16 protein-coding genes, 1 pseudogene and 1 other annotated feature are annotated in these 26,491 nt (G+C 52.4%); of the genes and pseudogenes, 7 read left to right on the top strand and 10 right to left on the bottom strand.

Annotated features, from left to right (window positions below; genetic code table 11):
* Nucleotides 1–85: 85 nt before the first annotated feature.
* The 5 genes and pseudogenes from trpA to SC206_RS19675 form a co-directional block, all read right to left on the bottom strand.
* On the bottom strand, nt 86–892 hold the full coding sequence (gene trpA / locus SC206_RS19650; protein ID WP_332739998.1) for a tryptophan synthase subunit alpha: 807 nt from the start codon (nt 890–892) through the stop codon (nt 86–88).
* The gene (trpB, locus tag SC206_RS19655) at nt 892–2,082 is read right to left on the bottom strand and encodes a tryptophan synthase subunit beta (protein ID WP_332740000.1); all 1,191 of its coding nucleotides are present in this window, start codon (nt 2,080–2,082) and stop codon (nt 892–894) included. Before trpB ends, trpA begins: the two co-directional genes overlap by 1 nt.
* A 23-nt stretch (nt 2,083–2,105) precedes the next feature.
* Nucleotides 2,106–3,470 (bottom strand): bifunctional indole-3-glycerol-phosphate synthase TrpC/phosphoribosylanthranilate isomerase TrpF, encoded by a 1,365-nt coding sequence (trpCF, locus tag SC206_RS19660; protein WP_332740002.1) that lies wholly within the window; start codon nt 3,468–3,470, stop codon nt 2,106–2,108.
* A 3-nt stretch (nt 3,471–3,473) separates the two neighbouring features.
* Nucleotides 3,474–5,077, bottom strand: a pseudogene (trpD, locus tag SC206_RS22120) (bifunctional anthranilate synthase glutamate amidotransferase component TrpG/anthranilate phosphoribosyltransferase TrpD).
* Nucleotide 5,078: 1 nt separating this feature from the next.
* Complete coding sequence (locus SC206_RS19675) at nt 5,079–6,641, bottom strand: anthranilate synthase component 1 (protein ID WP_332740006.1); 1,563 nt, start codon at nt 6,639–6,641, stop codon at nt 5,079–5,081.
* A gap of 21 nt (nt 6,642–6,662) precedes the next feature.
* Nucleotides 6,663–6,764, bottom strand: a sequence feature (Trp leader region).
* A 287-nt stretch (nt 6,765–7,051) separates the two neighbouring features.
* Here SC206_RS19675 and rnm point away from each other — a divergent pair.
* Together rnm and SC206_RS19685 are read left to right on the top strand one after the other, a co-directional pair.
* A complete protein-coding gene (gene rnm / locus SC206_RS19680) occupies nt 7,052–7,927 on the top strand; it encodes an RNase RNM (protein ID WP_332740008.1) in 876 nt (291 codons plus the stop codon).
* 95 nt (nt 7,928–8,022) lie between these two features.
* The gene (locus SC206_RS19685; RefSeq protein ID WP_332740010.1) at nt 8,023–8,643 is read left to right on the top strand and encodes an L-threonylcarbamoyladenylate synthase; all 621 of its coding nucleotides are present in this window, start codon (nt 8,023–8,025) and stop codon (nt 8,641–8,643) included.
* Between the two features lie 9 nt (nt 8,644–8,652).
* Here the strand turns inward: SC206_RS19685 and SC206_RS19690 are convergent, their stop codons facing one another.
* Nucleotides 8,653–13,425 (bottom strand): hypothetical protein, encoded by a 4,773-nt coding sequence (locus tag SC206_RS19690; RefSeq protein ID WP_332740012.1) that lies wholly within the window; start codon nt 13,423–13,425, stop codon nt 8,653–8,655.
* A gap of 804 nt (nt 13,426–14,229) precedes the next feature.
* Between SC206_RS19690 and rluB the strand changes: the two genes are divergently transcribed.
* Entirely contained in the window at nt 14,230–15,105 is an 876-nt protein-coding gene (gene rluB, locus SC206_RS19695) for a 23S rRNA pseudouridine(2605) synthase RluB (RefSeq protein ID WP_332740349.1), read from the top strand.
* A gap of 92 nt (nt 15,106–15,197) precedes the next feature.
* Here rluB and cobO read toward each other — a convergent pair whose 3' ends face one another.
* Both cobO and SC206_RS19705 read right to left on the bottom strand, forming a co-directional pair.
* Nucleotides 15,198–15,788: a cob(I)yrinic acid a,c-diamide adenosyltransferase gene (cobO, locus tag SC206_RS19700; RefSeq protein WP_332740014.1), complete on the bottom strand. Its 591-nt coding sequence runs from the start codon at nt 15,786–15,788 to the stop codon at nt 15,198–15,200.
* Between the two features lie 12 nt (nt 15,789–15,800).
* Nucleotides 15,801–16,562 (bottom strand): YciK family oxidoreductase, encoded by a 762-nt coding sequence (locus SC206_RS19705; protein ID WP_332740016.1) that lies wholly within the window; start codon nt 16,560–16,562, stop codon nt 15,801–15,803.
* A gap of 365 nt (nt 16,563–16,927) precedes the next feature.
* On the opposite strand from SC206_RS19705, the gene sohB reads away from it, so the two are divergent.
* Nucleotides 16,928–17,974, top strand: a complete 1,047-nt coding sequence (sohB, locus tag SC206_RS19710; protein WP_332740018.1) for a protease SohB — start codon at nt 16,928–16,930, stop codon at nt 17,972–17,974.
* A gap of 119 nt (nt 17,975–18,093) precedes the next feature.
* Here sohB and SC206_RS19715 read toward each other — a convergent pair whose 3' ends face one another.
* Nucleotides 18,094–18,339: a YciN family protein gene (locus tag SC206_RS19715; protein WP_332740020.1), complete on the bottom strand. Its 246-nt coding sequence runs from the start codon at nt 18,337–18,339 to the stop codon at nt 18,094–18,096.
* A 435-nt stretch (nt 18,340–18,774) separates the two neighbouring features.
* On the opposite strand from SC206_RS19715, the gene topA reads away from it, so the two are divergent.
* The 3 genes from topA (at nt 18,775) to acnA (ending at nt 25,665) form a co-directional block, all read left to right on the top strand.
* Nucleotides 18,775–21,372 (top strand): type I DNA topoisomerase, encoded by a 2,598-nt coding sequence (topA, locus tag SC206_RS19720; RefSeq protein ID WP_332740022.1) that lies wholly within the window; start codon nt 18,775–18,777, stop codon nt 21,370–21,372.
* A 371-nt stretch (nt 21,373–21,743) separates the two neighbouring features.
* Complete coding sequence (gene cysB, locus SC206_RS19725) at nt 21,744–22,718, top strand: HTH-type transcriptional regulator CysB (protein ID WP_332740025.1); 975 nt, start codon at nt 21,744–21,746, stop codon at nt 22,716–22,718.
* Nucleotides 22,719–22,989: 271 nt separating this feature from the next.
* A complete protein-coding gene (gene acnA, locus SC206_RS19730) occupies nt 22,990–25,665 on the top strand; it encodes an aconitate hydratase AcnA (RefSeq protein WP_332740027.1) in 2,676 nt (891 codons plus the stop codon).
* A gap of 89 nt (nt 25,666–25,754) precedes the next feature.
* Here the strand turns inward: acnA and ribA are convergent, their stop codons facing one another.
* Nucleotides 25,755–26,345: a GTP cyclohydrolase II gene (ribA, locus tag SC206_RS19735; RefSeq protein ID WP_332740029.1), complete on the bottom strand. Its 591-nt coding sequence runs from the start codon at nt 26,343–26,345 to the stop codon at nt 25,755–25,757.
* Nucleotides 26,346–26,491: the final 146 nt, after the last annotated feature.

The following is a 26,491-nucleotide window of genomic DNA, read 5'->3' on the forward strand; positions in this document are numbered from 1 at the left end:
TTTCGAGGCGTAAAAAAGCGCAATATAGTGAAAAAATAAAGCCCCTATCACAGATGAGAGGGGCTTTGCGTCGAGCCGGTTTTGATTACGCGCGAGTGGCGGCTTTCATATCCGTCACGAAGCGCGACAGCTGAGCCAGCATTTCGGCAGGGTTATCAAGGTTGTTTTCGATAATCCGCACAATCGCCGAGCCAGAAATGGCGCCCGCCGCGCCTGCGGCCAGTGACTCTTTCACCTGAGAAGGCTCGGAGATCCCAAAACCTTGCAGCGGTGGCGCAGCGCGGAACTCACGCAGCTTATCCACCAGGTGATTCAACGGGGTGATTGCACGCTTTTCAGTACCGGTAACGCCAGCACGCGACAGCAGGTAGGTATAACCTCGGCCATGTGAGGCGATTTCACGCAGCAGGGCGTCGCTGGCATTCGGCGGACAGATGAAAATCGGCGCTACGTTGTGACGCATCGCGGCGGCACGGAATGGCGCAGACTCTTCCAGCGGAACGTCGGCCACCAGCACCGAATCAACGCCTACTTCTGCGCAACGCGCGTAGAAACTGTCGAGGCCTTTGTGGAACACCAGATTGGCGTACATTAGCAGGCCAATCGGAATAGTCGGGTGTTTTTCACGAATCTTGGCCAGCAGCTCGAAGCACTGTGTTGGCGTTACGCCAGCCGCAAAGGCGCGCAGATTGGCGTTCTGAATCGTCGGGCCATCGGCCAGAGGATCAGAGAACGGAATGCCTAACTCCAGCGCGTCGGCACCGGCTTCAATCAGGGTGTCGATAATTGCCAGCGACAGCTCTGGATTCGGGTCACCGAGCGTCACGAACGGCACGAACGCACCTTCTTTCTGGCTCTCAAGACGCGCGAACAGTTGTTGATAGCGTTCCATCAGATCTCTCCTCGAGCAGTCAGAATATCGTGCACGGTAAATATGTCTTTATCGCCGCGACCAGAAAGGCTCACCACCAGAATCTGCTCTTTTTCCGGCTCTTCTTTAATCATTTTCAGGGCATAAGCCAGCGCGTGAGAAGATTCCAGCGCCGGGATAATGCCTTCATTGCGAGAAAGCGCCTTAAAGGCTTCCAATGCTTCGTCATCGGTAATCGACACGTAATCGGCGCGACCAATGCTGTTGAGATAGGCGTGCTGAGGGCCTACGGAAGGGAAATCCAGACCGGCGGAGATGGAATAAGACTCTTCAATCTGGCCTTCGGAAGTCTGCATCATTGGCGCTTTCATGCCAAAGTAAATGCCGACCGGCGCGTGTTTCAGCGGCGCGCCGTGCTGTCCGGTTTCAATGCCCAAACCGGCCGGTTCGACGCCAATCAGGCGCACGGCCGTGTCATCGATAAAGTCGGCAAACATACCGATCGCGTTGGAACCGCCGCCCACGCAGGCGATGACGGCGTCAGGCAGGCAGCCTTCGCGTTCCTGCATCTGTGCCTTGGTCTCTTCGCTGATCATCCGCTGGAACTCGCGCACAATCGTTGGATACGGGTGCGGACCCGCCGCCGTGCCCAGCATGTAGTGCGCCGTTTCGTAACTGCCCGACCAGTCGCGCAGCGCCTCGTTACAGGCATCTTTCAGCGTCGCAGAGCCGCTGTGTACCGGAATAACTTCGGCACCCATCAAACGCATGCGGAAGACATTCGGTGACTGACGTTCAACGTCTTTGGCACCCATATAAATGCGGCATTTCAGGCCGAGCAGGGCACAGGCCAGAGCCGAAGCCACGCCGTGCTGACCCGCGCCGGTTTCGGCGATGATTTCAGTTTTGCCCATGCGTTTTGCCAGCAAAGCCTGACCCAGCACCTGATTGGTCTTGTGTGCGCCGCCGTGCAGCAGGTCTTCACGCTTGAGATAGAGCTTGGTGTTGGTGCCCGCCGTGAGGTTTTTACACAGCGTCAGCGCCGTTGGACGGCCCGCGTAGTTTTTCAGCAGGTCGATAAATTCGGCCTGAAATTCAGGGTCACGCTGCGCGGAGACGAAAGCTTCTTCCAGCTGGATAAGCGCAGGCATCAGAATTTGTGGCACGTACATGCCGCCAAATTCGCCGAAGTACGGATTAAGTAAAGTCATGAGATTCTTCCTTTAACACTAATTTAGTAAGCGCGCAGCGTTTGGAATACCGCAGCAATTTTTGCCGCGTCTTTGATTCCCGGCTCGCTTTCGACACCTGAATTGAAATCCAGTCCGGCGCAACCCTGCTGGGCCGCTTGAACGCAGTTATCTGCGCCCAACCCGCCCGCCAGCAGCACGTTGTCCAGCTTTTCGCCTTCAAGCTTGCTCCAGTCAAAACGCTGGCCGGTGCCGCCTTTGCCGTTATCGAGCACGTAACGCTGCACGTGCTCTAAGTCGCGAGCGGGCACCACGTCGGTCACGCTCAGCGCTTTCCAGATTTGGCAGCGCGGCGGCAGAATTTCACGCAGGTGGTTAATGTAAGTCTGGTCTTCATCGCCATGCAGCTGCACGGCAAACAGATTCAATGCCTGGGCTTTTTCGGCCACTTCGGCGATGTCGGCATCACGGAACACGCCAACGTATTTCAGCGGCGCGCCGCTCTGCACCTGACGCGCCTGCGCGCTGTCGACATAGCGCGGCGACGCTTTAACGAAAATCAGCCCGCCATAAATCGCGCCAGCGTGATAGGCGACATTGGCGTCCTGTTGACGCGTCAGCCCGCAGATTTTGTTTTCGCCAAGCAGCACGCGACGCACGGCGCTGGTCAGATCAGGTTCGGACATCAGCGCGCTGCCAATCAGGAATCCGTTGGCAAAACGGCTTAATTCGCGGATTTGCCCGTAATCGTTAATTCCGGATTCGCTGATAACCAATGTACCGTGCGGCACGCGCGGCGCCAGTTCACGGGTGCGATTCAGGTCGATTGACAGGTCACGCAGGTCGCGATTGTTGATGCCGACCACTTTTGCTTTAAGTTTAATCGCGCGCTCAAGCTCTTCTTCATTGCTGGCTTCGGTCAACACGCCAAGGTTGAGGCTGTGTGCGACGGCGGCCAGCTGCACGTATTGCTCATCGTCCAGCACGGAGAGCATCAGCAGAATGGCGTCGGCCTGATAAAAGCGCGCCAGATAAATCTGGTAAGGATCGATGATAAAGTCTTTGCACAGCACGGGTTGCGTCACCGCCGCGCTGACCAGTGGCAGAAAATCGAAGCTGCCCTGGAAATATTTTTCATCGGTCAATACGGAAATCGCCGAGGCGAAATCTTTGTAAACGTTGGCAATTTCTACCGGATCAAAGTTCTCGCGGATCTTGCCTTTTGAAGGCGAAGCCTGTTTGCATTCAAGAATGAACGCGGTTTTCGCGCCTTGCAGGGCATGATAAAAGCTGCGCTGGCTTGGCGTAATGTCGTTTTGAAAACTGGCTAGCGGCTGTTGTTCTTTACGTGCCGCGACCCAAACTTCCTTGTCGCGGACAATCTTGTGGAGCACGGTTTCCTGCTGCATCACTTATCCTCTTGCTGCCAATGCAGTAACGCGCTTGAAGGGTTCTCCGCTGCGCATTACGGCCAAAGCTTTCTGTGCATTTTGTTTTAAATCTTCCTGACCGAAAAGACGCAATAACATGGCGACGTTTGCAGCCACGGCGGCCTCGTGTGCCGGGTCACCTTTACCTTGTAACAAGCGTGCAAGAATGTCACGGTTTTCTTCCGGTTCGCCGCCGAGCAGGGCGGAGATAGGGAAGTTGTCCAGCCCAAAGTCCTGCGGCGTCAGCTCGTAAGTGGTGATTTCACCGTTTTTGAGCTCGGCAACCTGCGTCGGCGCGTGAATCGCCACTTCATCCATGCCGCCGCCGTGAACGACCGCCGCGCGCTCATAACCGAGCGTGCGCAGCGTTTCGGCGATCGGGCGTACCAGCTCGGGGCTGTAAACGCCAATCAGCGCCAGCGGCGGACGGGCCGGATTAATCAACGGCCCCAGCACGTTGAACAACGTGCGTGTTTTCAGCGCTTTACGTACCGGCATCGCGTGGCGAAAACCGGTGTGATACTGCGGCGCAAACAGGAAGCAGACGCCTAAATCATCCAGCGCTTCGCGTGAGGCTTGGGCTGGCATATCCAGCGTGATGCCAAACGCGGCCAGCAAATCTGACGATCCTGAACGGCTTGAAACGCTGCGATTGCCGTGTTTGGCCACCCGCGCGCCGCAGCAGGCGGCAACGAACGCGCTGGCGGTAGAAATATTGATGCTGTTAGTGCCGTCGCCGCCGGTACCGACGATGTCGGCAAACGCATAGTCCGGACGCGGGAACGGCTCGGCGTCGGCCAGCAACGCCTGCGCGGCACCGGCGATTTCTGCCGGCTGCTCGCCGCGCACTTTCATGCTAATTAGCGCCGCCGCCAGCTGTGCCGGTTCAAGTTCGCCTTTGATGATAGCGGTAAACAGGGTTTGGCTCTCTTCCTGAGTCATCGTCTGTGCCTGGTAAAGGTTTTCCAGAATACCTGCGATAGTTTGCGTTTCCATGACTGTTCCTCTTACGCCAAAGCCCAGGCCAGCGTCTGTTCCAGCAGACGGGCACCCTGAGAGGTTAAAATTGATTCCGGATGAAACTGGAATCCGCAGACGCGATCTTCGTCGTGGCGCACGGCCATCACCATCTCGCCGAAGCGGGCGTTGACGGTCAATCCTTTCGGGATTTGACTGCCTACCAGTGAATGGTAGCGTGCGACCGGCAGCGGATTGTTCATTCCAGCAAACATGCCTTCGTTATCGTGTGTAATAGATGACGCTTTACCGTGCAGGATTTCGCCCGCCTGACCCACGTGACCGCCGTAGGTTTCAACGATCGCCTGATGGCCTAAGCAAATGCCGATGATAGGAAGCTGCCCGAGCAAACGGCGCAGCAGTTCTGGCATGCAGCCCGCCTGCGACGGCGTGCCCGGGCCCGGCGACAGCAGCAGCACCGGTTTTTCCATTTGGCTGAGTTTTTCAATAATCACGTCAGCCGGGATCTGGTTACGATAAATTTTGACGTTGTGTCCGCTCGAACGCAGCTGGTCGACCAGGTTGTAGGTAAATGAGTCTACGTTGTCGATAAGTAAAATGTCGGCCATCTTAAAACACCTCTTTAACATGATGAGCTGTGGCGATGGCGCGCAGCACGGCACGGGCTTTATTACGGGTTTCGTCGGCTTCTGCCTGTGGAACGGAGTCAAGCACAACGCCGCCGCCGGCCTGCACGGTCGCGATGCCGTCTTCAACATACGCTGAACGAATGACGATACAGGTATCGAGATCGCCATGAGCAGTAAAGTAACCCACTGCGCCGCCGTAGCTGCCGCGACGGGATTGTTCAGATTCGGCAATCAGCTGCATGGCGCGAACTTTCGGCGCGCCGGTCAGCGTACCCATGTTCATCACCGCCTGATAGGCATGCAGCACGTCGAGGTCGGCGCGTAAGGTGCCCACCACGCGGGAAACCAGATGCATCACCACGGAATAACGGTCAACTTTAGTCAGGTCGGCGACGTAACGGCTGCCCGGTTCGCAGATGCGCGCCAAGTCATTACGTGCCAGATCCACCAGCATTAAATGTTCGGCCAGCTCTTTGTGATCGGTACGCATTTCAAGCTCGATGCGGCTGTCAAGGTCGGCATCCAACGAACCGTCAGCGCGACGACCCCGTGGACGGGTGCCTGCAATCGGGTAGATTTCAATCTGACGATTAGTAGCGTCATATTTCAGCGCGCTTTCAGGTGACGCACCGAACAGGGTGAAATCGTTGTCCTGCATAAAGAACATATAAGGACTTGGATTGCTGTTCTTCAGCGTTTCATAGGCTGCCAGCGGCGCAGGGCAAGGCAGCGAGAAGCGACGAGACGGCACCACCTGGAAAATTTCACCGGCGCGAATCGCCACTTTCATCTGCTCGACCACGCCACCAAACTCTTCATCACTCTGGTTGCAGCTCAGCTGCATGTCATTCACAGACTGCTGCGGAATGGCGTGAGGAGGCTGTTTCAGCTGATGTTGCAGCTGTTCAAGACGTTCGGTCAGGCGCAGTTTCTCTTCCTGATTCGGCGTAAACACGCTCGCCTGCAGGCGGCTGGTGCGTTTCTGGTGATCCAGCACCAGCAGCGTTTCGGCCAGATAGAAGCAGAAATCCGGGCAACGCTGATCGGCGCGCAGCTGTGGCAAATCTTCGAAACCGGCAACCAAATCGTAGGCAAACAGTCCACCGAGGAACATCGCTTCGCGCTCGTCTTCCGGCGATTCCACCAGATTCAGCACGTTACGCAGCGCGTCGAATACCGACTTGGCACGCAAACGGGCATCTTCATCCTGCATGGTGTCAATAATCGGGAAGGTCAATTCACGACCGTTCGGACGCACCTTGTTGTCGACGTCGTGCGGCAGTGATTCATCGAGCAGCGGCAGCAAAGAGGCGCCGTTGGCGGTAAGCGCCTGAATGTTGACCACGCGGCCCATCGCGGTAATACGCAGGGCGCTGTCGACGATCAGCAGGCTTTTCAGGCTCTCTTTAGTATTGATTTCCGCGCTTTCAAGCAGCAAGGTCGCAGGACGTGCGCCACAGAGTTGGTGGAAAATTGCGGTAGGATCGCCACGATGACTTCCCTGCGATGTCAACAATTCCAATTTATGTCGTTGATTGCTCATGATGTTTCCTAAAATTTATCCACAAAAAAGCCCGCGTTATGCGGGCTTCGGGTATCTGCAGCGTCTGATGACAGCTATGCGCAATTACACCGCCCGCGAAGGGGAAGCGCGCCACCAGCTATTTGAAAGGTTGAGGTTCATTTTCATCATCAGTCACTCTTGTCAGTTATCTTGCCGGAATTCGATGGTCACTTATTTCGTGAACTTGCGTACTAGTTAACTAGTTCATTGGCGCAAAGTCAACCTTCTTTTATCCATTCTTTAGACAAAAAGGGCGTAACTTGTCGGCAACGGCCGATTTTGCTCAAAAGCTGCGCGATTCCAATCCCGTGCCGAGATAGCGGTAACGTCGAGAGGCCTTACACGTTATGATAGACGCAGTTTTTTATCTAAGGCCTACAAGCATTATTATGACATCCAGCGTATCCGATAACCCTGCCTTCACTCTTTATGACCTGCACAGCCACACTACCGCCTCCGACGGGTATCTCACACCGGAGCAGCTGGTTGCCCGCGCGGTCGAGATGCGCGTCGGCGTGTTGGCGATTACCGATCACGACAGTACCGACGGACTGGCGCGTGCCGCCGCTGCCATTGAAGCCGACAGCTTGCCTCTTCAGCTAATCAACGGCGTTGAAATCTCGACGCTGTGGGAAAACCACGAGATCCACATTGTGGGCCTGCGCATTGATCCCGAACATCCGGCGATGGTGAAACTGTTGGCGAATCAGGCACGTTTGCGGGTGGAACGCGCGCAGGAGATAGGCCGTCGTCTGGAAAAAGCGCGAATTGAAGGCGCGTGGGAAGGCGCGCTGCGTCTTGCTCAGGGCGGCGCGGTAACCCGTGCGCATTTTGCCCGTTATCTGGTTGAAATCGGCGTCGCGGAAAACATCGCCAAGGTGTTTAAGAAATATCTGGCAAAAGGCAATATCGGCTACGTTCCGCCACAGTGGTGTACACTTAAAGAAGCTATTGATGTTATTCATCAATCGGGTGGGCAAGCCGTAGTCGCGCATCCCGGACGATACGATCTGTCGACCAAATGGCTTAAGCGACTGCTTGCCTATTTCGCCGAGCAGGGTGGCGACGCGATGGAAGTCGCCCAGTGCCAGCAAGCGCCCAACGAGCGCACGCAGCACGCCGCTTTTGCCCGCGACTATAATTTACTGGCGTCGCAGGGTTCTGATTTTCATCAGCCCTGCTCGTGGATTGAACTTGGCCGCAAGCTTTGGTTGCCCGGTGGAGTAAACCCAGTCTGGGCTAATTGGCCAATCCTTCGGCCTTGAAGCTGCAACTGTGTTGGCTGCGCCAGCTCACCCCAGTCACTTAGTTATGACTTTGGATTATGACTGCGGCCTTTTAGAAGTGAAGAGGAGTTTTTATGAGTCAGTATTTTTATGTGCATCCTGAGAATCCGCAGCCGCGTCTGATTAATCAGGCCGTCGATATGTTGCGTAAAGGCGCGGTGATTGTTTACCCGACCGATTCTGGCTACGCGCTGGGTTGTCGCCTTGAAGATAAGGCCTCGATGGAGCGTATTTGCCGCATTCGTCAGCTCGATGGTAGCCATAATTTTACCTTGGTGTGCCGCGATTTGTCTGAGCTTTCGACCTATGCCTATGTCGATAATACGGCGTTTCGTTTAATCAAAAATAACACGCCGGGCAATTACACCTTTATTCTCAAGGCGACCAAAGAAGTGCCGCGCCGTTTGATGAACGATAAACGTAAAACGATTGGCCTGCGCGTGCCGTCGAATCCGATTGCGCTGGCCCTGCTTGACGTACTCGGCGAGCCGTTGATGTCGACCACGTTGATGCTGCCGGGCAATGATTTTGCCGAAGCAGATCCGGAAGAGATCAAAGATAACATTGGCAAGCTGGTGGATCTTATTCTCGACGGCGGATCGATTGGTCAGCAGCCAACCACGGTTGTCGATCTCACTGACTCAGTACCCGAAGTGGTGCGCGAAGGGGCAGGGGATCCAGCACCTTTCCGTTGATGACCGGTTTTATGGCTTCATGCTTTTATATGACTTATTGACCCCCTTTAAAACTTTCTGATAGTCATAAGAGGTCATAAACCTGTCGTAATGTCGATAAACTAGCCGATGGATCTGTTCTCTGATTGATAGATAAACTTCATCGGCGGTTATCAATGACCAAACTTCAGAAGGTACGGCATTGGGCCGGCCTTCTCGAGCGCGTATGAAATCACGGTATTTTGTATTAATGAATATCGAGGGCAGTCGGCCAGAGAGATCGGACTGATAGTTATTAATTTCCTGTTTTAATTCGCTATTTCTTAGCAGTCGATAGAAACAGTCAGCACCTGCTTTATGTAAGCAAGCCACATCCAAAGCGCCTTTAAGCTCCTGCACCATTTGCCGAATAAAAGGCTGCAATAAAGCCTCAGTCACATTGCCGAGAAAGATTTTCTCTGCTTGCACCTGCTGGGTAATAATGGCGATAACAAAATTCTTATCCCAATCCTCAAGGCTAAACAGCGCCAACTGACCGAATAGATTGGCGAGATAACGGCTGCTGATTAAATCGTCTTCGACATCGGGTAAATAACTGGCGCCGCGGATACTTTGCGCCAGTTTCTCTATCGCTATTAGCAACGCGCTATTTTGCGGGCGGCTTTCCCACCGATTAACGGGCGAAGAAATGGCGATATTTCTACCCGCTTCGGCTTTTGCCATAATTAACGCGAATGCCTCGGCCGATTTGATGGCAGTTTGCCGAGGGTTAATCATTAACAGCAGGCCGTCGAATTCCCGGTCCCAAAGCGTGACGTAAAATTCTTTGAGATAAGCAAGGGTAGGGTCGAACTGCGGACTAATAGCAATAAAGCTCACCGTGCGCCGCGCTAACTCGCCATTAACCTGTATCTCGACGCTGACATTATTGAGTGACCGTTGCCAGTAATGAGGATTATCACTTTGAAAGAGGGCAAGCAGCAATTTCTGATGAAGCGCGCGACGAATGGTTAATTGTTCGACTGAATCCTGCGCTCCCAATTTAACGGGGCTTATCTGCTCATAAGTTTCAAGCTCACAGCGCAGCCGCAGACGATTGAAATTGCATCGCTCTTCATTGAAGGTAATGTCATAGGGGAGATATCGCTGCGGATTGGAAATCATCTCAAATATTTCTTCATTAAATTCATCGGGCCGTTCATTAGCCGACGTTTGTAACTTGCGCCTCACGCTGCGAAAAACTTTTGGCGCAATTTTTTCGCCAATAAAGCCCATGGCAGGGGCCGCATTGGATTTAATGCCCTGTGCGATGGTTTTGAGCAGAAAGCCTTTATTCATACTCGTGACGGCATGAAACAGCATTTTCATGTTCCATTTGAATATATTAGGCAGCGGAATCGGCGAACCACGAGAAACAAACGTATAGATGCCGTCAATCAAGATTTCGGATAACCCTTTTTCGCTCATCCGATAGATTTCATCGCTGTAAATATTTTTGTATAACCGCCTGAATTCACCTAATGAATCAGCGGTAACGCCGGGAATAGGCCCGGAAAAGAAGCGATCAACGGAGTGCATGACGGCCGTTTTCATTGCCGTTTTGCCGGGACGCGTTATTTTCTGCGCGCCTTTAATAATGATCTTAAAGGGCGCAGTGACAATTTTACCGGCAGGAATGAAATTTAAGCCACAGGTTAAGCCATCCAGCGCCGTTATCCAGAACTTCTCTTTTTCGTTAGCCAGACCCGTTGTAAAGTCATAGCACTCGATAAAGGGTAACCACGGGCGCAAAGCCAACCAGCGTATATCCTGCGCCAACTCCCGCTCCTCTGCCGTTTCTGCATAAGCGCGACGTTTCATATCTTGTCGTGGCTGCAAATTATCACGACAAAGCTGATCAATGACCTGTTGTTTAGAAGTATACCGCCGTGTCTCGAGTTCAAAGGAATAAGCAGTAATGGCCCACATTGGAATAGGGCAACGCTGATGAGTGTTGGTTTCGATAAACAGCTGCGGATTGGCAGACATATAATCAAATAAGCGTGAAAGCGTATTTTGCAAACTGCCGCAATGTGAATATTCACGCAGTAAGGTAATAAGCTCACCCTTAAGCGTTTTGAGATAATGACGGCGATTAAAAGCAAATACGTTGAGCGTTTCACCATGAAAAATAATGACGAGCGTAGCCAGCTTCCAGGTCGGGAATAGCTCACGCTGGGTACTCTCCAGCTGAGCGAAGGCGCTTTCAAAGGTGTGTGCATACTTGAGGAGATTGACCATCATATAGCCGTCGGCACTATTGATTAATTCCCGCTGCCTCACGCTGAGCAACTCGAGTGATTTATTAATCGTCTGACGAATAAGGTCATGTTCGCGGGCTATATCGCGGTCATACTTGGTATGAAAAAGTGTGTTGATGCTTTTCAAAGGCATCATTTTTTGCAGGCTGCGACGAATATCCTGCTGCGGATTATGTTTAGTAAAATTATCAAACACCTGCGGATCAACTTCCAGCATGACGGTTAAGTTGCCGCCGAGCGCAATATATTGCTCCAGCCAGTTACGGTGTCTTTCAATGGCTATCATGTGGCTACGCGGAATAACGGCACCCGAGCGTCCGCTGGTACTTTCACGCTGTTTGTAATAGTTATGAATGCGGGTAAAAGCCTGCTCAATCGACAACTTACCGGGATACGGAATGGTGCGCTTTGCGGTCCACGGCACGCGCTGTTGCGCCCCCAATTCTGAAACCACCACGGTAATCATCGCCATTCTGTCGAAGTAGCCTAAGTCATGAATATTCTTTTCAATTTCGGCTATTTCATATTCGGTATTGAAAACCCATCGATGAATGTCGGCGATGAAACCCTGTTTTCTAAAGGTCGCGGCGAAGAGTTCACTGTGAGTGATTAAATTAATAGTGCGTATATCTTCGTGTTTAACCTTCTCTATTGTCGAAAGATAGTTATCGACGCGAAGCTCGTCACCCTTATTTTTGAGTGACAGGTCAGCATGAATAGCATAGGAATTTTGCTTACTGATCGCGGGCGCGCTGCCGTTATTAAACTGAATGCCGATGGCGACATTCGGCATTTCAAGATAAATAAGAAAATGAATCAGCCTTTTAACGTCGACCTGATGAGGATTAAAGGGCGCGATCGCCCGCCGCAATTTCTCTTCAAGCTGATGATAAAATTCACCCATCGTCAGATCGGCTGTTTTTGGATCATGCTGCTCGGCAGAGGTATTCGGGCGATGATTGAGATACCACTGATAATAAAGACTCACGGCGTGGTATTTAACCTCGTTGAGGCTAATAAGGATGGGGAACGCCGTGCCGCTGGCGCGTAAAGTCAAATGCATAATTAATGCGACGGCATCGCGAAGTTCGGCATGGTTTATCTTTCCGCCAGCAATATCCTGCGCCAAATCAAAGGGCTTATGACCCGTCCAGATAATTAACCCAACCTCCGAACTGTTACCGCTTTTATGTCCCGAAAGGCCAATGTCATCAACCTTTGCAGCCTGCTTTAGATAACGGAAAAAAAGATTGAGCTGCGTAAAGTTATAATCGAGCCTGTTATCAAAAAGTTGATTGGCCAAAGCCGCGATAAGCGCGATGCCGTCCGTGGAATCGGCGGGGAATTCTGCACTCAAAAACTTTCTGGCGGCGGATAAAATGGGCGCATCTATTTCATTGCGCGGCGTGAAGTTTGAAATATGCAGTGCTTTTGAATAGTGCGTGGATAACGCCTTTCTGTTTCTAGCAGAAAGTGATGCTTTACTCGGCGCGAGCGGCTTTTCTCGAGGGTTTAATGCCGATAATCCGTGTAGCAACTTCATTACTAACTTATATCCGCCATAGGTTATCAATGTTGCTGAAGAGGCGAGTGCTACGGCAATGCCCGCGGGACGTCGCGATTGCCAACCCATATTTGCAGCCGCCGCCGTGCTAGTTAATAAAGGAACCGAAACCTGTTGCGTAGCTGCATTATTTGCATGCTGCTGACTCCGCAAAGGCTTAGTCGCCGGCATTGATTCGAGTCTGGGAATAAAGGATTTATTTAGGGGCGTGATGAATGAATTGGGCAAAAAAGGCGGATAGAGGTTGATCAGTCGAGTGAGCAGCGAGCGTAAAAGAGAGATAAGCGAAGAGGGCGGAGAAAGCGGTTTTTTTATCGTCCAGAGTATCGCTAAACTGCTTATTAATAGACAAACGTTGACAAGGTCAGAGTGAGTATAGGCCTGCAACCAGGCGTTTTTTTGCCAGTAATCAAGATGCTCTACTATCCAATAATTGAACGCATCAAGCGGAATATCGCGATAGCGTTGCACGGCAATATAGAGTGACGGCAATTCCAATATTAATGATATCAGCGCCGGGCAAGAAGTTGTTCGCGTATCATTTCGTGTGTCATTTTGCGTATACAATCGCGCATAAATAAGGGGGACTATCAGGCTGGACGCGACCTGGCAAAGCAGCGTTTTAGTTTCGCTGCTCGCCGTTAATAACACAATGGGCTGAATAATTAGCGCGTGGAGTAAATGAGCCTGACTGCGGGCCATAAAACAGCGCCACAAGTCCTGTAATTTAGGCGAATGATTGAGCTCATGAATCGTTAGGGCGCTGCTTAGGGTAATAACGGGCAATAATAAAGGTCTGATATCCGCTGAAATAGTCGGCGGCAACAGCGGGTTAATGACCGCATGATGCAGTTGCGCCAAAGAATTACTGACATTATGCGTAGCGATGTGCAACAGAAAGGCGCGCCAGTTATGGATCGGAGCTGAATTAACATCCAAACCGTCGCAGCTCGACAGCTGACGAGAAATATTGCGCACCCAAATCAAGGCGAATTGCAGAGGATTGGCCGCGTGGCAGGGGATAAAAGCAGGGCGAACCTGCGAGCTGGCGATGATGCGCATGATGGCATTACCCGTCAAGGGAGATTTTCAGCGCGAAACTCGCTGCGTTATTCCCCCATCCTATCGCCCATTTATTATAAAAACTTCAACGTTTCACTCATTGCGGCGCATCGTGAGCGCGGTTTACTGCCATCGTAAGGCACTATTTTTTCAGTGAATTAATATCAAAAAAATTATGCTGCACTGTGGTAAACTAGCGCCCGTTATTCACCTTTGTATCGCGTCGCACGCCTGACACTTATATCCTATTGCTTATATCTTATTGATAGACATGAAGATTATTTGGCGCGCCGACCCTATAGTAAAAATGACGCCTGTGAAGGCGACAAAAGAGGCTGCTCAATGAGCGAGAAGTATAATTCCAGTAAGCAAAAAAACGATAAATTTTCCTCTGACAAGCCGCGTTCTCAGCGCAGCGAGTCGGATAAGCCGCGCGGCAAAAAGCCCGGCGCCGAAAAATCCCGTATTCAAACTACCCGTGGTGGTAAAGCCGCTGCGGAAAAATCAGGTGCAGGCAAAAGCCGTACCGATCAGCCACGAAATGGCCGCCCGCAGGGTGACAAACCGCGCAGCACCAAGCCGCGTTCAGAGTCACTGCAGGTTAAAAAAGTCACTGATGACGAAGTAGAAGACGCACCGAAATACGAAAAGCCGAAAAATGCGCTGGACGACGGTGAAGGTCTGCAAAGCGAAAAGCTGCAAAAAGTATTGGCGCGCGCCGGACACGGTTCACGTCGCGAAGTCGAAGCGATGATCCAGGCTGGCCGTATCAGCGTCGACGGTAAAATCTCTACCCTCGGCGATCGCGTTGAAATGCACGCGGGCACCAAAATTCGTCTCGATGGTCACGTGTTGTCGATTCTCGAAGCCGAAGATACCGTCTGTCGCGTGCTGGCGTACTACAAGCCGGAAGGCGAGCTGTGTACCCGCAGCGATCCTGAAGGTCGCCCGACCGTGTTTGACCGTCTGCCGAAAATGCGTGGCTCTCGCTGGGTTGCCGTTGGCCGCCTTGACGTGAACACCTCCGGTTTACTGCTGTTCACCACCGACGGTGAGCTGGCTAACCGCCTGATGCACCCAAGCCGTGAAGTTGAACGCGAATATGCCGTGCGCGTATTTGGTCAGATTGACGACGCTAAAATCTTGCAGCTGAGCCGTGGCGTTCAGTTGGAAGATGGTCCGGCTGCTTTCCGCACCATTAAATATCAGGGCGGAGAAGGGCTGAACCAGTGGTACAACGTAACTCTGACCGAAGGGCGTAACCGTGAGGTTCGTCGTCTTTGGGAAGCCGTTGGCGTACAGGTGAGTCGTCTGATTCGCGTGCGTTACGGCGATTTGAACCTGCCTAAAGGCCTGCCTCGCGGCGGTTATAAAGAGCTGGATCTGCCGGACATCAACTACCTGCGTCAGCTGGTGGACATGACCGAAGAAACCGTCAGCAAGATGCCGGTTGAGCGCGATCGTCGTCGCGTGAAAGCTAATCAGATCCGTCGTGCAGTGAAGCGCCACACCGGCGTTGCACCTTCGCGTCGTAGTACAGGTCCTGCCAAGCGTTAATTTCGCGGGTAAAAACTGTGCTACAGGGTTCTGAAGGGGCCTGAATAAATGAAACCGCAGCTTAAGAGTTGCGGTTTTTTTTTAGGCAAAATTTACCAGTCGATACCCTGTTGCGCCATAATCCCGGCATCAAATGCGTGCTTCACCGGACGCAATTCGCTCACGGTATCAGCCAGTTCAAGCAGCTCTCGATGACAGCCGCGGCCCGTAATGATCACCGTTTGATGAGCAGGGCGAGCATTCAGCGCATCAATAACTTCCTGCAAATCCAGATAACCAAAACTCACCATGTAAGTTAGTTCATCAAGCACGACTAAATTGAGCGAGGCGTCGGCCAGCATCCGTTTGCCGTGCTGCCAAACGGCCTGACAGGCAACGGTATCGGTCTCTTTATTCTGCGTTTCCCAGGTGAATCCGGTCGCCATGACCTGAAATTCTACGCCGTGCGGCTCAAGCAAGTTTCGCTCGCCGTTGGGCCATTCACCTTTAATAAATTGAATCACGCCCGCGCGCTGGCCGTGGCCGACGGCGCGAGTCACGGTGCCAAATGCGCCGGTGGTTTTGCCTTTGCCATTGCCCGTCAAGACGATAAGAATGCCGCGCGTTTCCGTGGCGGCTTCAATACGCGCATCGACCTGCTCCTTGAGCTTCTGCTGGCGCTGCTGGTGTCTCTCTTCGCTCATTAAATCGCCTTATTATTCAGCGGGACCGGCTTTGCGGCCAGGTTGGGCATCATAGCTGGTACCGGTTTTACGGCGGCTATCGTCGCCCATCAAATAGAGGTACAGCGGCATAATATCGGCGGGCGTTTTAAGCTTCAGGCTGTTCTCTTCCGGGAACGCCGAGGCGCGCATACTGGTGCGCGTACCGCCCGGATTGATACAGTTTACACGCAGATTAGTGTGCTTATACTCATCGGCCAAGACCTGCATCAGCCCTTCGGTGGCAAACTTGGAAACCGCGTAGGCTCCCCAACCGCTGCGACCTTCACGACCGACGCTGGAACTGGTAAACACCAGCGACGAACTCGCGGATTTTAGCAGCAAAGGCAGCAGGCTTTGGGTCAGCATAAAGGTCGCGTTAACATTGACCTGCATCACGTCTTGCCAGTCCTGCAATTTGATTTCACTGACGGGCACGATTTCGCTGAGCAAACCGGCATTGTGCAGCACGCCGTCGAGGCGCGGCACCCATTGAGCGATTTGCTCGGCGACGTTATCGCAATCCTGCTGAGTGGCGGTGAGCAGATCGAGGGTGATAATCTCGGCCGCTTGCCAACCTGCATCGGCAATCTGCTGTTGCACCTTTATAAGTTTGCTTTCTGTACGACCCAATAAAATGACCCGCGCACCAAAGCGGGCATAGGTTACGGCGGCTTCGCGACCAATACCGTCGCCGGCACCGGTGACTAAAATAATACGTTGGCGAAGCAGGTCGGATTTTGGATGATAATGCACGGGAGTTGTCCTCTAAGTGGCGTCAGGATGTGGTGGTCAGCGCCAGCGACACATCGGAACAATTCGTTTGCCGGGAGTTGAATCCTCAACCGGGCCAAACGAATTGCTAGAATATTCAATAAGAATGGATTAACGGTGGCAGTTATATGCCTGAAATAAATCTCAGTTTCAACGATTAACCCATTATAAAGCTGATCATTTGTAACAAAATTGGACTTTCGGCGCACCCTGTTTAGCGCATTTATGGCGATTATCCTGAAAATGTGTCTTGAGTGGCTTATCTTGCCCCTTTCCAGCAAGACGGGCCGCTGGCGATTGTCTAGAATAGACTTCGTGTCTTATCAGAATGTTAATAGGCGGTATTTGTGGATTTACTCCCTCTGTACGGGCTTTTTCTAGCCAAGATTGTAACGGTAGTGGTAGCCATTGGTGCACTGATCGTGCTGGTTATTGGGCTGCGTCAGCGTAAATCATCCTCGAAAGGCGAACTGCGCCTGACCGATCTGGGTGAAGAGTACCGCGACATGCAGCGCGAAATGCGCACGGCGCGGCTGCATCCGGCTGAACAGAAACTGCATCTCAAGGCTTTCAGAAAAGAAGAGAAAGCGCAGGCGAAAATCAAAAAGCAGCAGGCGAAGGCGGGCAGCAGAAGTAGCGGCAAACCTTGTCTCTACGTGCTTGATTTTAAAGGCAGTATGGACGCTCATGAAGTGACGTCGCTGCGTGAAGAGATATCCGCCGTACTGGCCGTCGCGACGCCGCAGGATGAAGTGTTGTTGCGTTTGGAAAGCCCAGGCGGCGTGGTGCATGGCTACGGCTTGGCGGCTTCCCAGCTGGTGCGCCTGCGTCAGGGTGGCGTGCGTCTGACCGTTGCGGTCGACAAAGTTGCGGCCAGCGGGGGTTACATGATGGCCTGTGTCGCCGATCGCATCGTTGCGGCACCTTTTGCCATCATCGGGTCGATTGGCGTTGTGGCGCAGATCCCGAACTTTAGTCGTCTATTAAAGAGAAACAATATTGACGTCGAGCTGCACACCGCCGGTCAGTATAAACGTACGTTGACTCTGTTCGGCGAAAACACCGATGAAGGGCGCGAAAAATTCCAGGAAGACTTAAACGAAACTCACGTATTGTTTAAAGAGTTTGTTCACCAGAATCGTCCTTCACTGGATATCGAGGCGGTGGCCACCGGTGAGCACTGGTTTGGCACGCAGGCGCGTGAAAAAGGGCTGATTGATGCCGTGGGCACCAGCGATGATTTGCTGATCGCCGAAATGAAAAATCATGAGGTCATTGCGGTACGTTACGCCCGTCGTAAACGAATGATGGACCGCTTTACCGGCAGCGCGGCGGAAAGTATTGACCGTCTGTTTTTACGCTGGTTGCAGCGCGGTGAAAAACCGTTGCCATAACAAAATATACAGGGGCTACGGCCCCTTTTTTATCGCTTTTTAATCACTCAAAAGGAGTAGATTACTTAATTAAAAATTAATTAAATGCCTCACTCTTTCGATTAAAAAAGAAACGTGTTTTACAGCCTGTATTTATCTGAAAAAAGATGGGCGAGATGTTTAAACATATTAAATACGGCAGTTGTTTTTACCGTAGGTAATCCTTGTTCATCGAGGAAGAATTCCCCGCGAAAGACCAAAACATTTCCTTTTTGTTCAACTTCTGTTGCATTCATACCCGTAAGATAATTTTCGTGCTGGCGAATAACTTTATTTGCTTCTATAAGTAGTGCAGCAGGCGTTATTGTTTCGCGATCGGTTGGCATTGGCTTTGTGCCTCATTGAAGGAGTGCCGATTATTGTAGCGCCGAGCGTCGACGGGCCGCAATCCCGCGCGGGGCAAGGCTGTATGACGCAGATCAAATTATGTTCAGGTTGGCAGAAAGCACATTTACATGCTAATTAAGTTGCGTGGCAATTTTTATCAGGTAGAGTGTGGGATTTTCTGGCATCGGGTGGAATGATTTGTTTACGCTCGAAGAATATTTTGTGCCATGATTGCGGTTTCCTTATCCTGTCCGGGCTTCTAACTCTTCGTTTCATTGAGTTGCCCCTCTGGAAGACGGTTGAAAAGGCCAAGTAAAAAAAAGGGTTGATCTCCTGACCGAGTGCCGCAATATAAATAAAGACATTAAATGTGCCGCGGCATAAACAAGACAAAATCTTCTTTCCGAGAAGAATAATTTAGGTAAAAGGTAATTATGGGTAAAGCTCTCGTAATAGTTGAGTCCCCGGCAAAAGCCAAAACGATTAATAAATATTTAGGAAATGACTACGTGGTTAAGTCCAGCGTCGGTCATATCCGCGATCTCCCAACCAGTGGCTCTGCGAGTAAAAAAAGCGCTAACTCAACCGAAGATAAAACAAAGAAAAAAGTTAAAAAGGATGAGAAAACGGCGTTGGTCAATCGCATGGGCGTGGATCCGTTCCACGGCTGGGAGGCGCAGTACGAAATATTGCCCGGTAAAGAGAAAGTCGTTGCCGAGTTAAAATCGCTCGCTGAAAAAGCCGACCACATCTATCTCGCAACCGACCTTGACCGCGAGGGGGAAGCCATTGCCTGGCACCTGCGGGAAGTGATCGGCGGTGACGAAAAACGCTTTAGCCGCGTGGTGTTTAACGAAATCACCAAGAACGCCATTCAACAGGCGTTTGAGCAGCCGGGCGAGCTGAATATTGATCGCGTAAATGCCCAGCAGGCGCGCCGTTTCATGGACCGCGTTGTGGGTTACATGGTCTCGCCGCTGCTGTGGAAAAAGATTGCCCGTGGACTGTCGGCGGGGCGCGTTCAGTCTGTCGCCGTGCGTCTGGTGGTTGAGCGCGAAAAAGAGATCAAGGCTTTTGTTCCCGAAGAGTACTGGGAGCTGCACGCTGATTTGCAGTCGAAAGAGAACATCGCGCTACAGATGGAAGTAACTCATCATCTTGAGAAACCTTTCAAGCCGGTTAATCGCGAGCAGACTCACGCGGCCGTTGCGCTGCTTGAGAAAGCCCGCTTTGACGTGGTGGATCGCGAAGACAAACCGACCAGCAGCAAGCCGGGCGCACCTTTTATTACCTCCACACTTCAGCAGGCGGCCAGCACGCGTCTGAGCTTCGGCGTGAAGAAAACCATGATGATGGCCCAGCGTCTGTATGAAGCCGGTCACATCACCTACATGCGTACTGACTCAACCAACTTGAGCAAAGACGCGGTAGAGATGGTGCGCGGGTATATAAATGATAACTTCGGCGAGAAATATCTGCCGAAAGCGCCAAATCTCTACAGCAATAAAGAGAATTCGCAGGAAGCGCACGAAGCGATTCGTCCTTCCGATGTCAGCGTCGTTTCCGAGCAGTTGAAAGATATGGAAGCCGATGCCCAGCGCCTTTATCAGCTGATCTGGCGTCAGTTTGTGGCTTGCCAGATGGTGCCGGCGCAGTATGACTCCACCACGCTGACCGTTAAAGCGGCCGATTACTCACTGCGCGCCAAAGGCCGTACGCTGCGTTTCGATGGTTGGACCCACGTGATGCCTGCGCTGCGCAAAGGCGACGACGATCGCACGTTGCCGCCAATCGAAGTCGGCACCACGCTTGACCTGCAACAGCTGCTGCCGACCCAGCACTTCACCAAACCGCCTGCGCGATTCAGCGAAGCGTCGTTGGTTAAAGAGCTTGAGAAGCGCGGCATTGGCCGTCCGTCTACCTATGCGTCGATCATTTCGACCATTCAGGACCGCGGCTATGTGCACGTTGAAAACCGTCGTTTCTACGCCGAGAAAATGGGTGAAATCGTCACCGATCGTCTGGAAGATAACTTCCGCGAGCTGATGAACTACGATTTCACCGCGCGTATGGAAGACGGTCTGGATCAGGTCGCCAACAACAAGGCCGAGTGGAAAGGCGTGCTGGACGATTTCTTCGCGCAGTTCAGCAAACAGCTTGAGATTGCCGAGAAAGATCCGGAAGAGGGCGGCATGCGCCCGAATCAGATGATCATGACCAGCATCGATTGCCCGACCTGTGGCCGTCCGATGGGTATTCGTACCGCGACTACCGGCGTTTTCCTGGGCTGCTCCGGTTACGCGCTGCCGCCGAAAGAGCGTTGCAAAACCACCATTAACCTGGTGCCAGAATCAGAAGTTCTGAACGTTCTTGAAGGCGACGATGCTGAAACCAACGCGCTGCGTGCTCGCCGTCGCTGTACCAAATGTGGTACCGCGATGGACAGTTACCTGATCGATACGGGCCGTAAGCTGCACGTCTGTGGTAATAACCCGGAGTGCGACGGTTACGAAATCGAAGAGGGCGAGTTCCGCATCAAGGGTTACGACGGTCCGATCGTCGAGTGCGACAAATGTGGTTCTGAAATGCACCTGAAGCTGGGGCGTTTCGGTAAATACATGGGTTGTACCAACGAAGAGTGTAAAAATACCCGTAAAATTTTGCGTAACGGCGATGTTGCGCCACCGAAAGAAGATCCGGTGCCGCTGCCAGAGCTGCCTTGCGAGAAGTCCGACGCCTATTTCGTGCTTCGTGACGGCGCGGCTGGCGTATTCCTTGCGGCCAATACCTTCCCTAAATCGCGTGAAACCCGCGCGCCGTTGGTGGAGGAGTTACTGCGCTTCAAAGATCGCCTGCCTGAAAAGCTGAGCTATTTGGCCGATGCGCCGGTAGCCGACCCGGAAGGCAACAAGTCGATGGTACGCTTTAGCCGTAAAACCAAGCAGCAGTATGTCTCGTCCGAAAAAGAGGGCAAGGCAACAGGCTGGACGGCGTTCTTCGTCGACGGTAAGTGGGTCGAAGGTAAAAAATAAGGATCTTTTTCGCCTCGATGCATAAACAAGTTCACGTTTAAGCGTTAATAAAAAACCAGTCCTCGTGGCTGGTTTTTTTATGCATATCAAAACCCTCGTTGAGTAATTTTCGCGCTAAAGCCCGCTTCTCAATTATTCTACCCGTCGCTTACTGATTTTTTTATAATCACAGACAAGACAAAATTGTTTGATAAATGATACAGTTGGTATATAAAATATTGTTTTTATGCATTATTGGCATTAATCACACACGCTATTCATCGCGCTATTCGCAGATAAACAAAAGAGCACCCATCGCTTTCTGCCGGCAAACAGCCGCCAGCAAAGAGTGAAAGAGATTTTCAGGGTTTGAAACTAGGATGGTATAAGATATGAAATTACAGCAGCTGCGTTACATCGTAGAAGTTGTTAATCACAATCTGAACGTCTCTTCGACGGCAGAAGGCCTTTACACCTCACAGCCGGGCATCAGCAAGCAGGTTCGCATGCTGGAAGATGAGCTTGGGATCCAGATTTTTGCCCGCAGCGGTAAGCATCTGACTCAGGTTACGCCTGCCGGACAGGAAATCATCCGCATCGCTCGTGAAGTGCTGTCAAAGGTTGACGCCATCAAGGCCGTGGCCGGAGAGCATACTTATCCTGATAAAGGCTCGCTGTATGTTGCCACCACGCACACGCAGGCGCGTTACGCGCTGCCCAATGTCATCAAGGGCTTTATCGAGCGTTATCCGCGCGTTTCGCTGCATATGCATCAGGGTTCGCCGACGCAAATCGCCGAAGCCGTTTCAAAAGGTAATGCCGATTTCGCCATCGCCACCGAAGCGCTGCATCTCTACGATGACCTGATTATGCTGCCTTGCTATCACTGGAATCGCGCGGTTGTCGTTCAGCCCGATCACCCGCTGGCAGGCAAAGAAAAAGTGACCATCGAGGAGCTGGCTGCCTATCCGATTGTCACTTACACCTTTGGTTTTACCGGCCGCTCCGAGCTCGATACCGCCTTTAACCGCGCGGGTCTGACGCCGCGAATCGTCTTTACCGCCACCGACGCCGACGTGATTAAAACCTACGTTCGTCTCGGATTAGGCGTTGGCGTGATTGCCAGCATGGCGGTCGATCCGGTGCAGGATCCTGATTTGGTCACCGTCGACGCCAGCGACATTTTCACCCACAGCACCACCAAAATCGGCTTCCGTCGCAGCACCTTCCTGCGCAGCTACATGTATGATTTCATTCAGCGTTTTGCCCCGCACCTTACCCGTGACGTGGTTGACAGCGCCATTGCGCTGCGCTCGAATGAAGATATCGAGGCGCTGTTTACCGATATTAAACTGCCACACAAATAATTCTGTCGCTTTCCTTCAGATAGCAGAAATAGAGGCCGCCCTTTGCGTGGCCTCTTTTTTTACCCCTCTTTCCCTTCTAAAATTCTGCAAAACGTCGCAATGATCCCCTGTTTTTTCTGCGGATAAATTAGCAGTTCGTGTTGTTATAAAAGTGTTAATTCTAATTTGTGTTATCTTTAATAGAACACTTACGGTCTGGCGGGTCTTTCCCGTCAGCTAAACTTGCATGGTAAAGCCATACACAAGAAAAAAGCGTTTTAAAGGAGAAGCTATGTCGTCCGATCTTCGCAAGAATAGTCAGGATAAGCTGGCAAACCTCGATAAGGAATATCACTTTTACAGCTTGCCGAAAGCCGCTACCACCTTGGGCAACATTGACCGGCTGCCAAAATCCATGAAGGTATTGCTCGAAAATCTGCTGCGCAACATTGACGGCGATACCGTCACCGAAGACGATTTGCAGGCGATTGTCGACTGGCAACAAACCGGTCACGCCGATCGCGAAATTGCCTACCGTCCGGCCCGCGTTTTGATGCAGGATTTTACCGGCGTGCCTGCGGTCGTTGACCTCGCGGCCATGCGTCAGGCCGTCGAGCGCCTTGGCGGCAATGTGAATCAGGTGAACCCACTTTCCCCCGTAGATTTAGTTATCGACCACTCCGTGACCGTCGATGAATTTGGCGATCGTCAAGCCTTTGGCGAAAACGTCAAGCTGGAGATGGAGCGTAACCACGAGCGTTATATCTTCCTGCGTTGGGGGCAAAAAGCCTTTAACCGCTTTCGCGTAGTGCCGCCGGGAACGGGTATCTGCCATCAGGTGAACCTAGAATATTTAGGCAAAACCGTGTGGCACGAAGAGCAGGACGGCAGAGAAGTTGCCTATCCGGATACGCTGGTCGGGACCGATTCGCATACCACCATGATCAACGGCCTTGGCGTGCTCGGCTGGGGTTGCGGCGGTATCGAAGCCGAAGCGGCAATGTTGGGCCAGCCGGTTTCCATGCTGATCCCTGACGTGGTTGGCTTCAAATTGACCGGCAAACTGGGCGAAGGCATCACTGCCACCGACTTGGTATTAACCGTTACCCAAATGCTGCGTAAACATGGCGTGGTCGGCAAATTTGTTGAATTTTATGGTGACGGGTTGGCGGACTTGCCTCTGGCAGACCGCGCGACCATCGCCAATATGGCACCGGAATATGGCGCAACCTGCGGCTTCTTCCCGGTCGATGACGTGACCTTAAGTTATATGAAACTTAGCGGCCGCAGTGACGAGCAGATTGCGCTGGTGGAGGCTTACAGCCAGGCGCAGGGGTTATGGCGTCACGAGGGCGATGAGCCAATATTTACCAGCAGCCTCGAGCTGGATATGGCGCAGGTCGAATCCAGCCTCGCGGGTCCAAAACGTCCACAGGATCGCGTCGCGCTGCCAAACGTGCCGCAGGCTTTTAAAGCCGCGACCGAACTTGAGCTGACCAATATCGCCTCGAATCACGCAGAAAGCGTAGATTTCACCTATAAAGGCGAGCAATTGCAGCTGAAAACGGGCGCGGTGGTGATCGCGGCGATCACTTCCTGTACCAATACCTCAAACCCGAGCGTGCTAATGGCCGCGGGTTTACTGGCGAAAAACGCCGCCGCGCGAGGCTTGAATAGCAAGCCGTGGGTGAAAACCTCGCTGGCTCCGGGCTCTAAAGTGGTGACCGAGTATCTCAACGCGGCGGGCCTGATGCCAGAGCTTGAAAAGCTGGGCTTTAATCTGGTCGGCTACGGGTGCACCACCTGTATCGGTAACTCGGGGCCGCTGCCCGATGAGGTCGAAACGGCGATCAAAGAGGGCGATTTAACCGTCGGCGCCGTGCTGTCGGGTAACCGTAACTTCGAAGGACGTATTCATCCGCTGATTAAAACTAACTGGCTGGCCTCGCCGCCGCTGGTGGTGGCCTACGCGCTGGCGGGCAATATGTCGGTCAATCTGACTCACGATCCGCTCGGTGAAGATCAACAGGGAAATCCGGTTTATCTGCGCGATATCTGGCCAACCGCCAACGAAATCGCCAAGGCGGTGGAACAGGTGAAAACCGATATGTTCCACAAAGAGTACGCCGAAGTCTTTAATGGCGATCAGGATTGGCAGAATATTCAGGTTGAAGGCACGCCGACTTACGCGTGGCAGGAAGATTCGACCTATATTCGTCATCCGCCGTTCTTTAGCGATATGAAACGTGAACCCGATGCGATTCAGGATATTAAAGACGCGCGCATTTTAGCGATTCTGGCAGACTCGGTAACCACCGACCATATTTCGCCAGCGGGGAATATCAAGAAAGAGAGTCCGGCGGGGCGCTACCTCAGTGAGCACGGCGTGCAAGCCGGCGATTTCAACTCTTACGGTTCGCGACGCGGCAATCATGAAGTGATGATGCGCGGGACCTTCGCCAACATTCGTATTCGCAATGAGATGGTGCCGGGCGTGGAAGGCGGCGTGACGCGTCATATTCCTTCAAACGAACAGCTGGCGATTTATGACGCGGCGATGCGCTATCAAAGCGAGGGTGTGCCGACGGCGGTGATCGCGGGCAAAGAATATGGTTCAGGTTCAAGCCGAGATTGGGCGGCAAAAGGGCCAAGATTGCTCGGCGTGCGAGTAGTTATCGCCGAATCGTTTGAACGAATCCACCGTTCGAATCTGATCGGCATGGGCATTCTTCCGTTGGAATTCCCACACGGCGTTAATCGTAAGACTTTGAATCTGAAGGGTGACGAGACGATCAGCGTGAGTGACATGCAGACGCTGAGACCGGGACAAAACGTGCCGGTGCGCATTACTTTTGCCGATGGTCATACCGAAATCATCAACGCGCGCAGCCGTATCGATACCGGCAACGAGCTGACCTATTTCGAAAACGGCGGTATCCTGCATTACGTGATTCGTAAAATGCTCTAATTAGCTGATTTTTAACAGTAACCATAAAAAAAGCACCGATTTTGCGATCGGTGCTTTTTGCTATTTTGAGGGTTAAAGCTCTGGGCGAATTATTTATCCAGCAGATGGCCCATTTTGGCCGCTTTGGTCGCCAGATAATGCTCGTTCTTCGGGTTACGACCTACGATCAACGGCACACGTTCAACAATGTTGATGCCGGCTTCGGTCAGAATCTCGACCTTTTTCGGGTTATTGGTCAGCAAACGCACGGCATCGACGCCCAACAGTTTGAACATGTCGGCGCACAGAGTAAAGTCGCGCTCGTCGGCCGCGAAACCCAGCTGGTGGTTGGCTTCAACCGTGTCATAACCTTTATCTTGTAACGCGTAGGCGCGAATTTTATTCAACAGGCCAATGTTGCGACCTTCCTGACGATGGTACATCAGGATGCCACGGCCTTCTTCGGCGATGTCATTCAGCGCCGCTTCCAGCTGAAAACCGCAATCGCAGCGCAGGCTGAACAGCGCGTCGCCCGTCAGACACTCTGAATGCACACGCGCCAGCACCGGCGTGTCACCACTGATGTCACCAAAGACCAGCGCGAGGTGATCGTGTCCGGTTGCCAACTCTTCAAAACCCACCATCAGGAAATCGCCCCAAGGCGTTGGCAGTTTGGCTTCTGCCACCCGTTTCAGCTGCATGTTACTCTCCAAAACCTGCAATTATTCTTAATTCTTGTGGCGCATCCTACGTAGAGATGAACAGGTTGACCAGAAAAAAAGGCCCGTTCCCGCACACTTTTAGGCGGCTGCGTTGATAAAACCGTAAAGCTGCTTTTATAAAACCC

It is taken from the genome of Rouxiella sp. T17, assembly GCF_036663475.1.
Lineage (GTDB): Bacteria > Pseudomonadota > Gammaproteobacteria > Enterobacterales > Enterobacteriaceae > Rouxiella.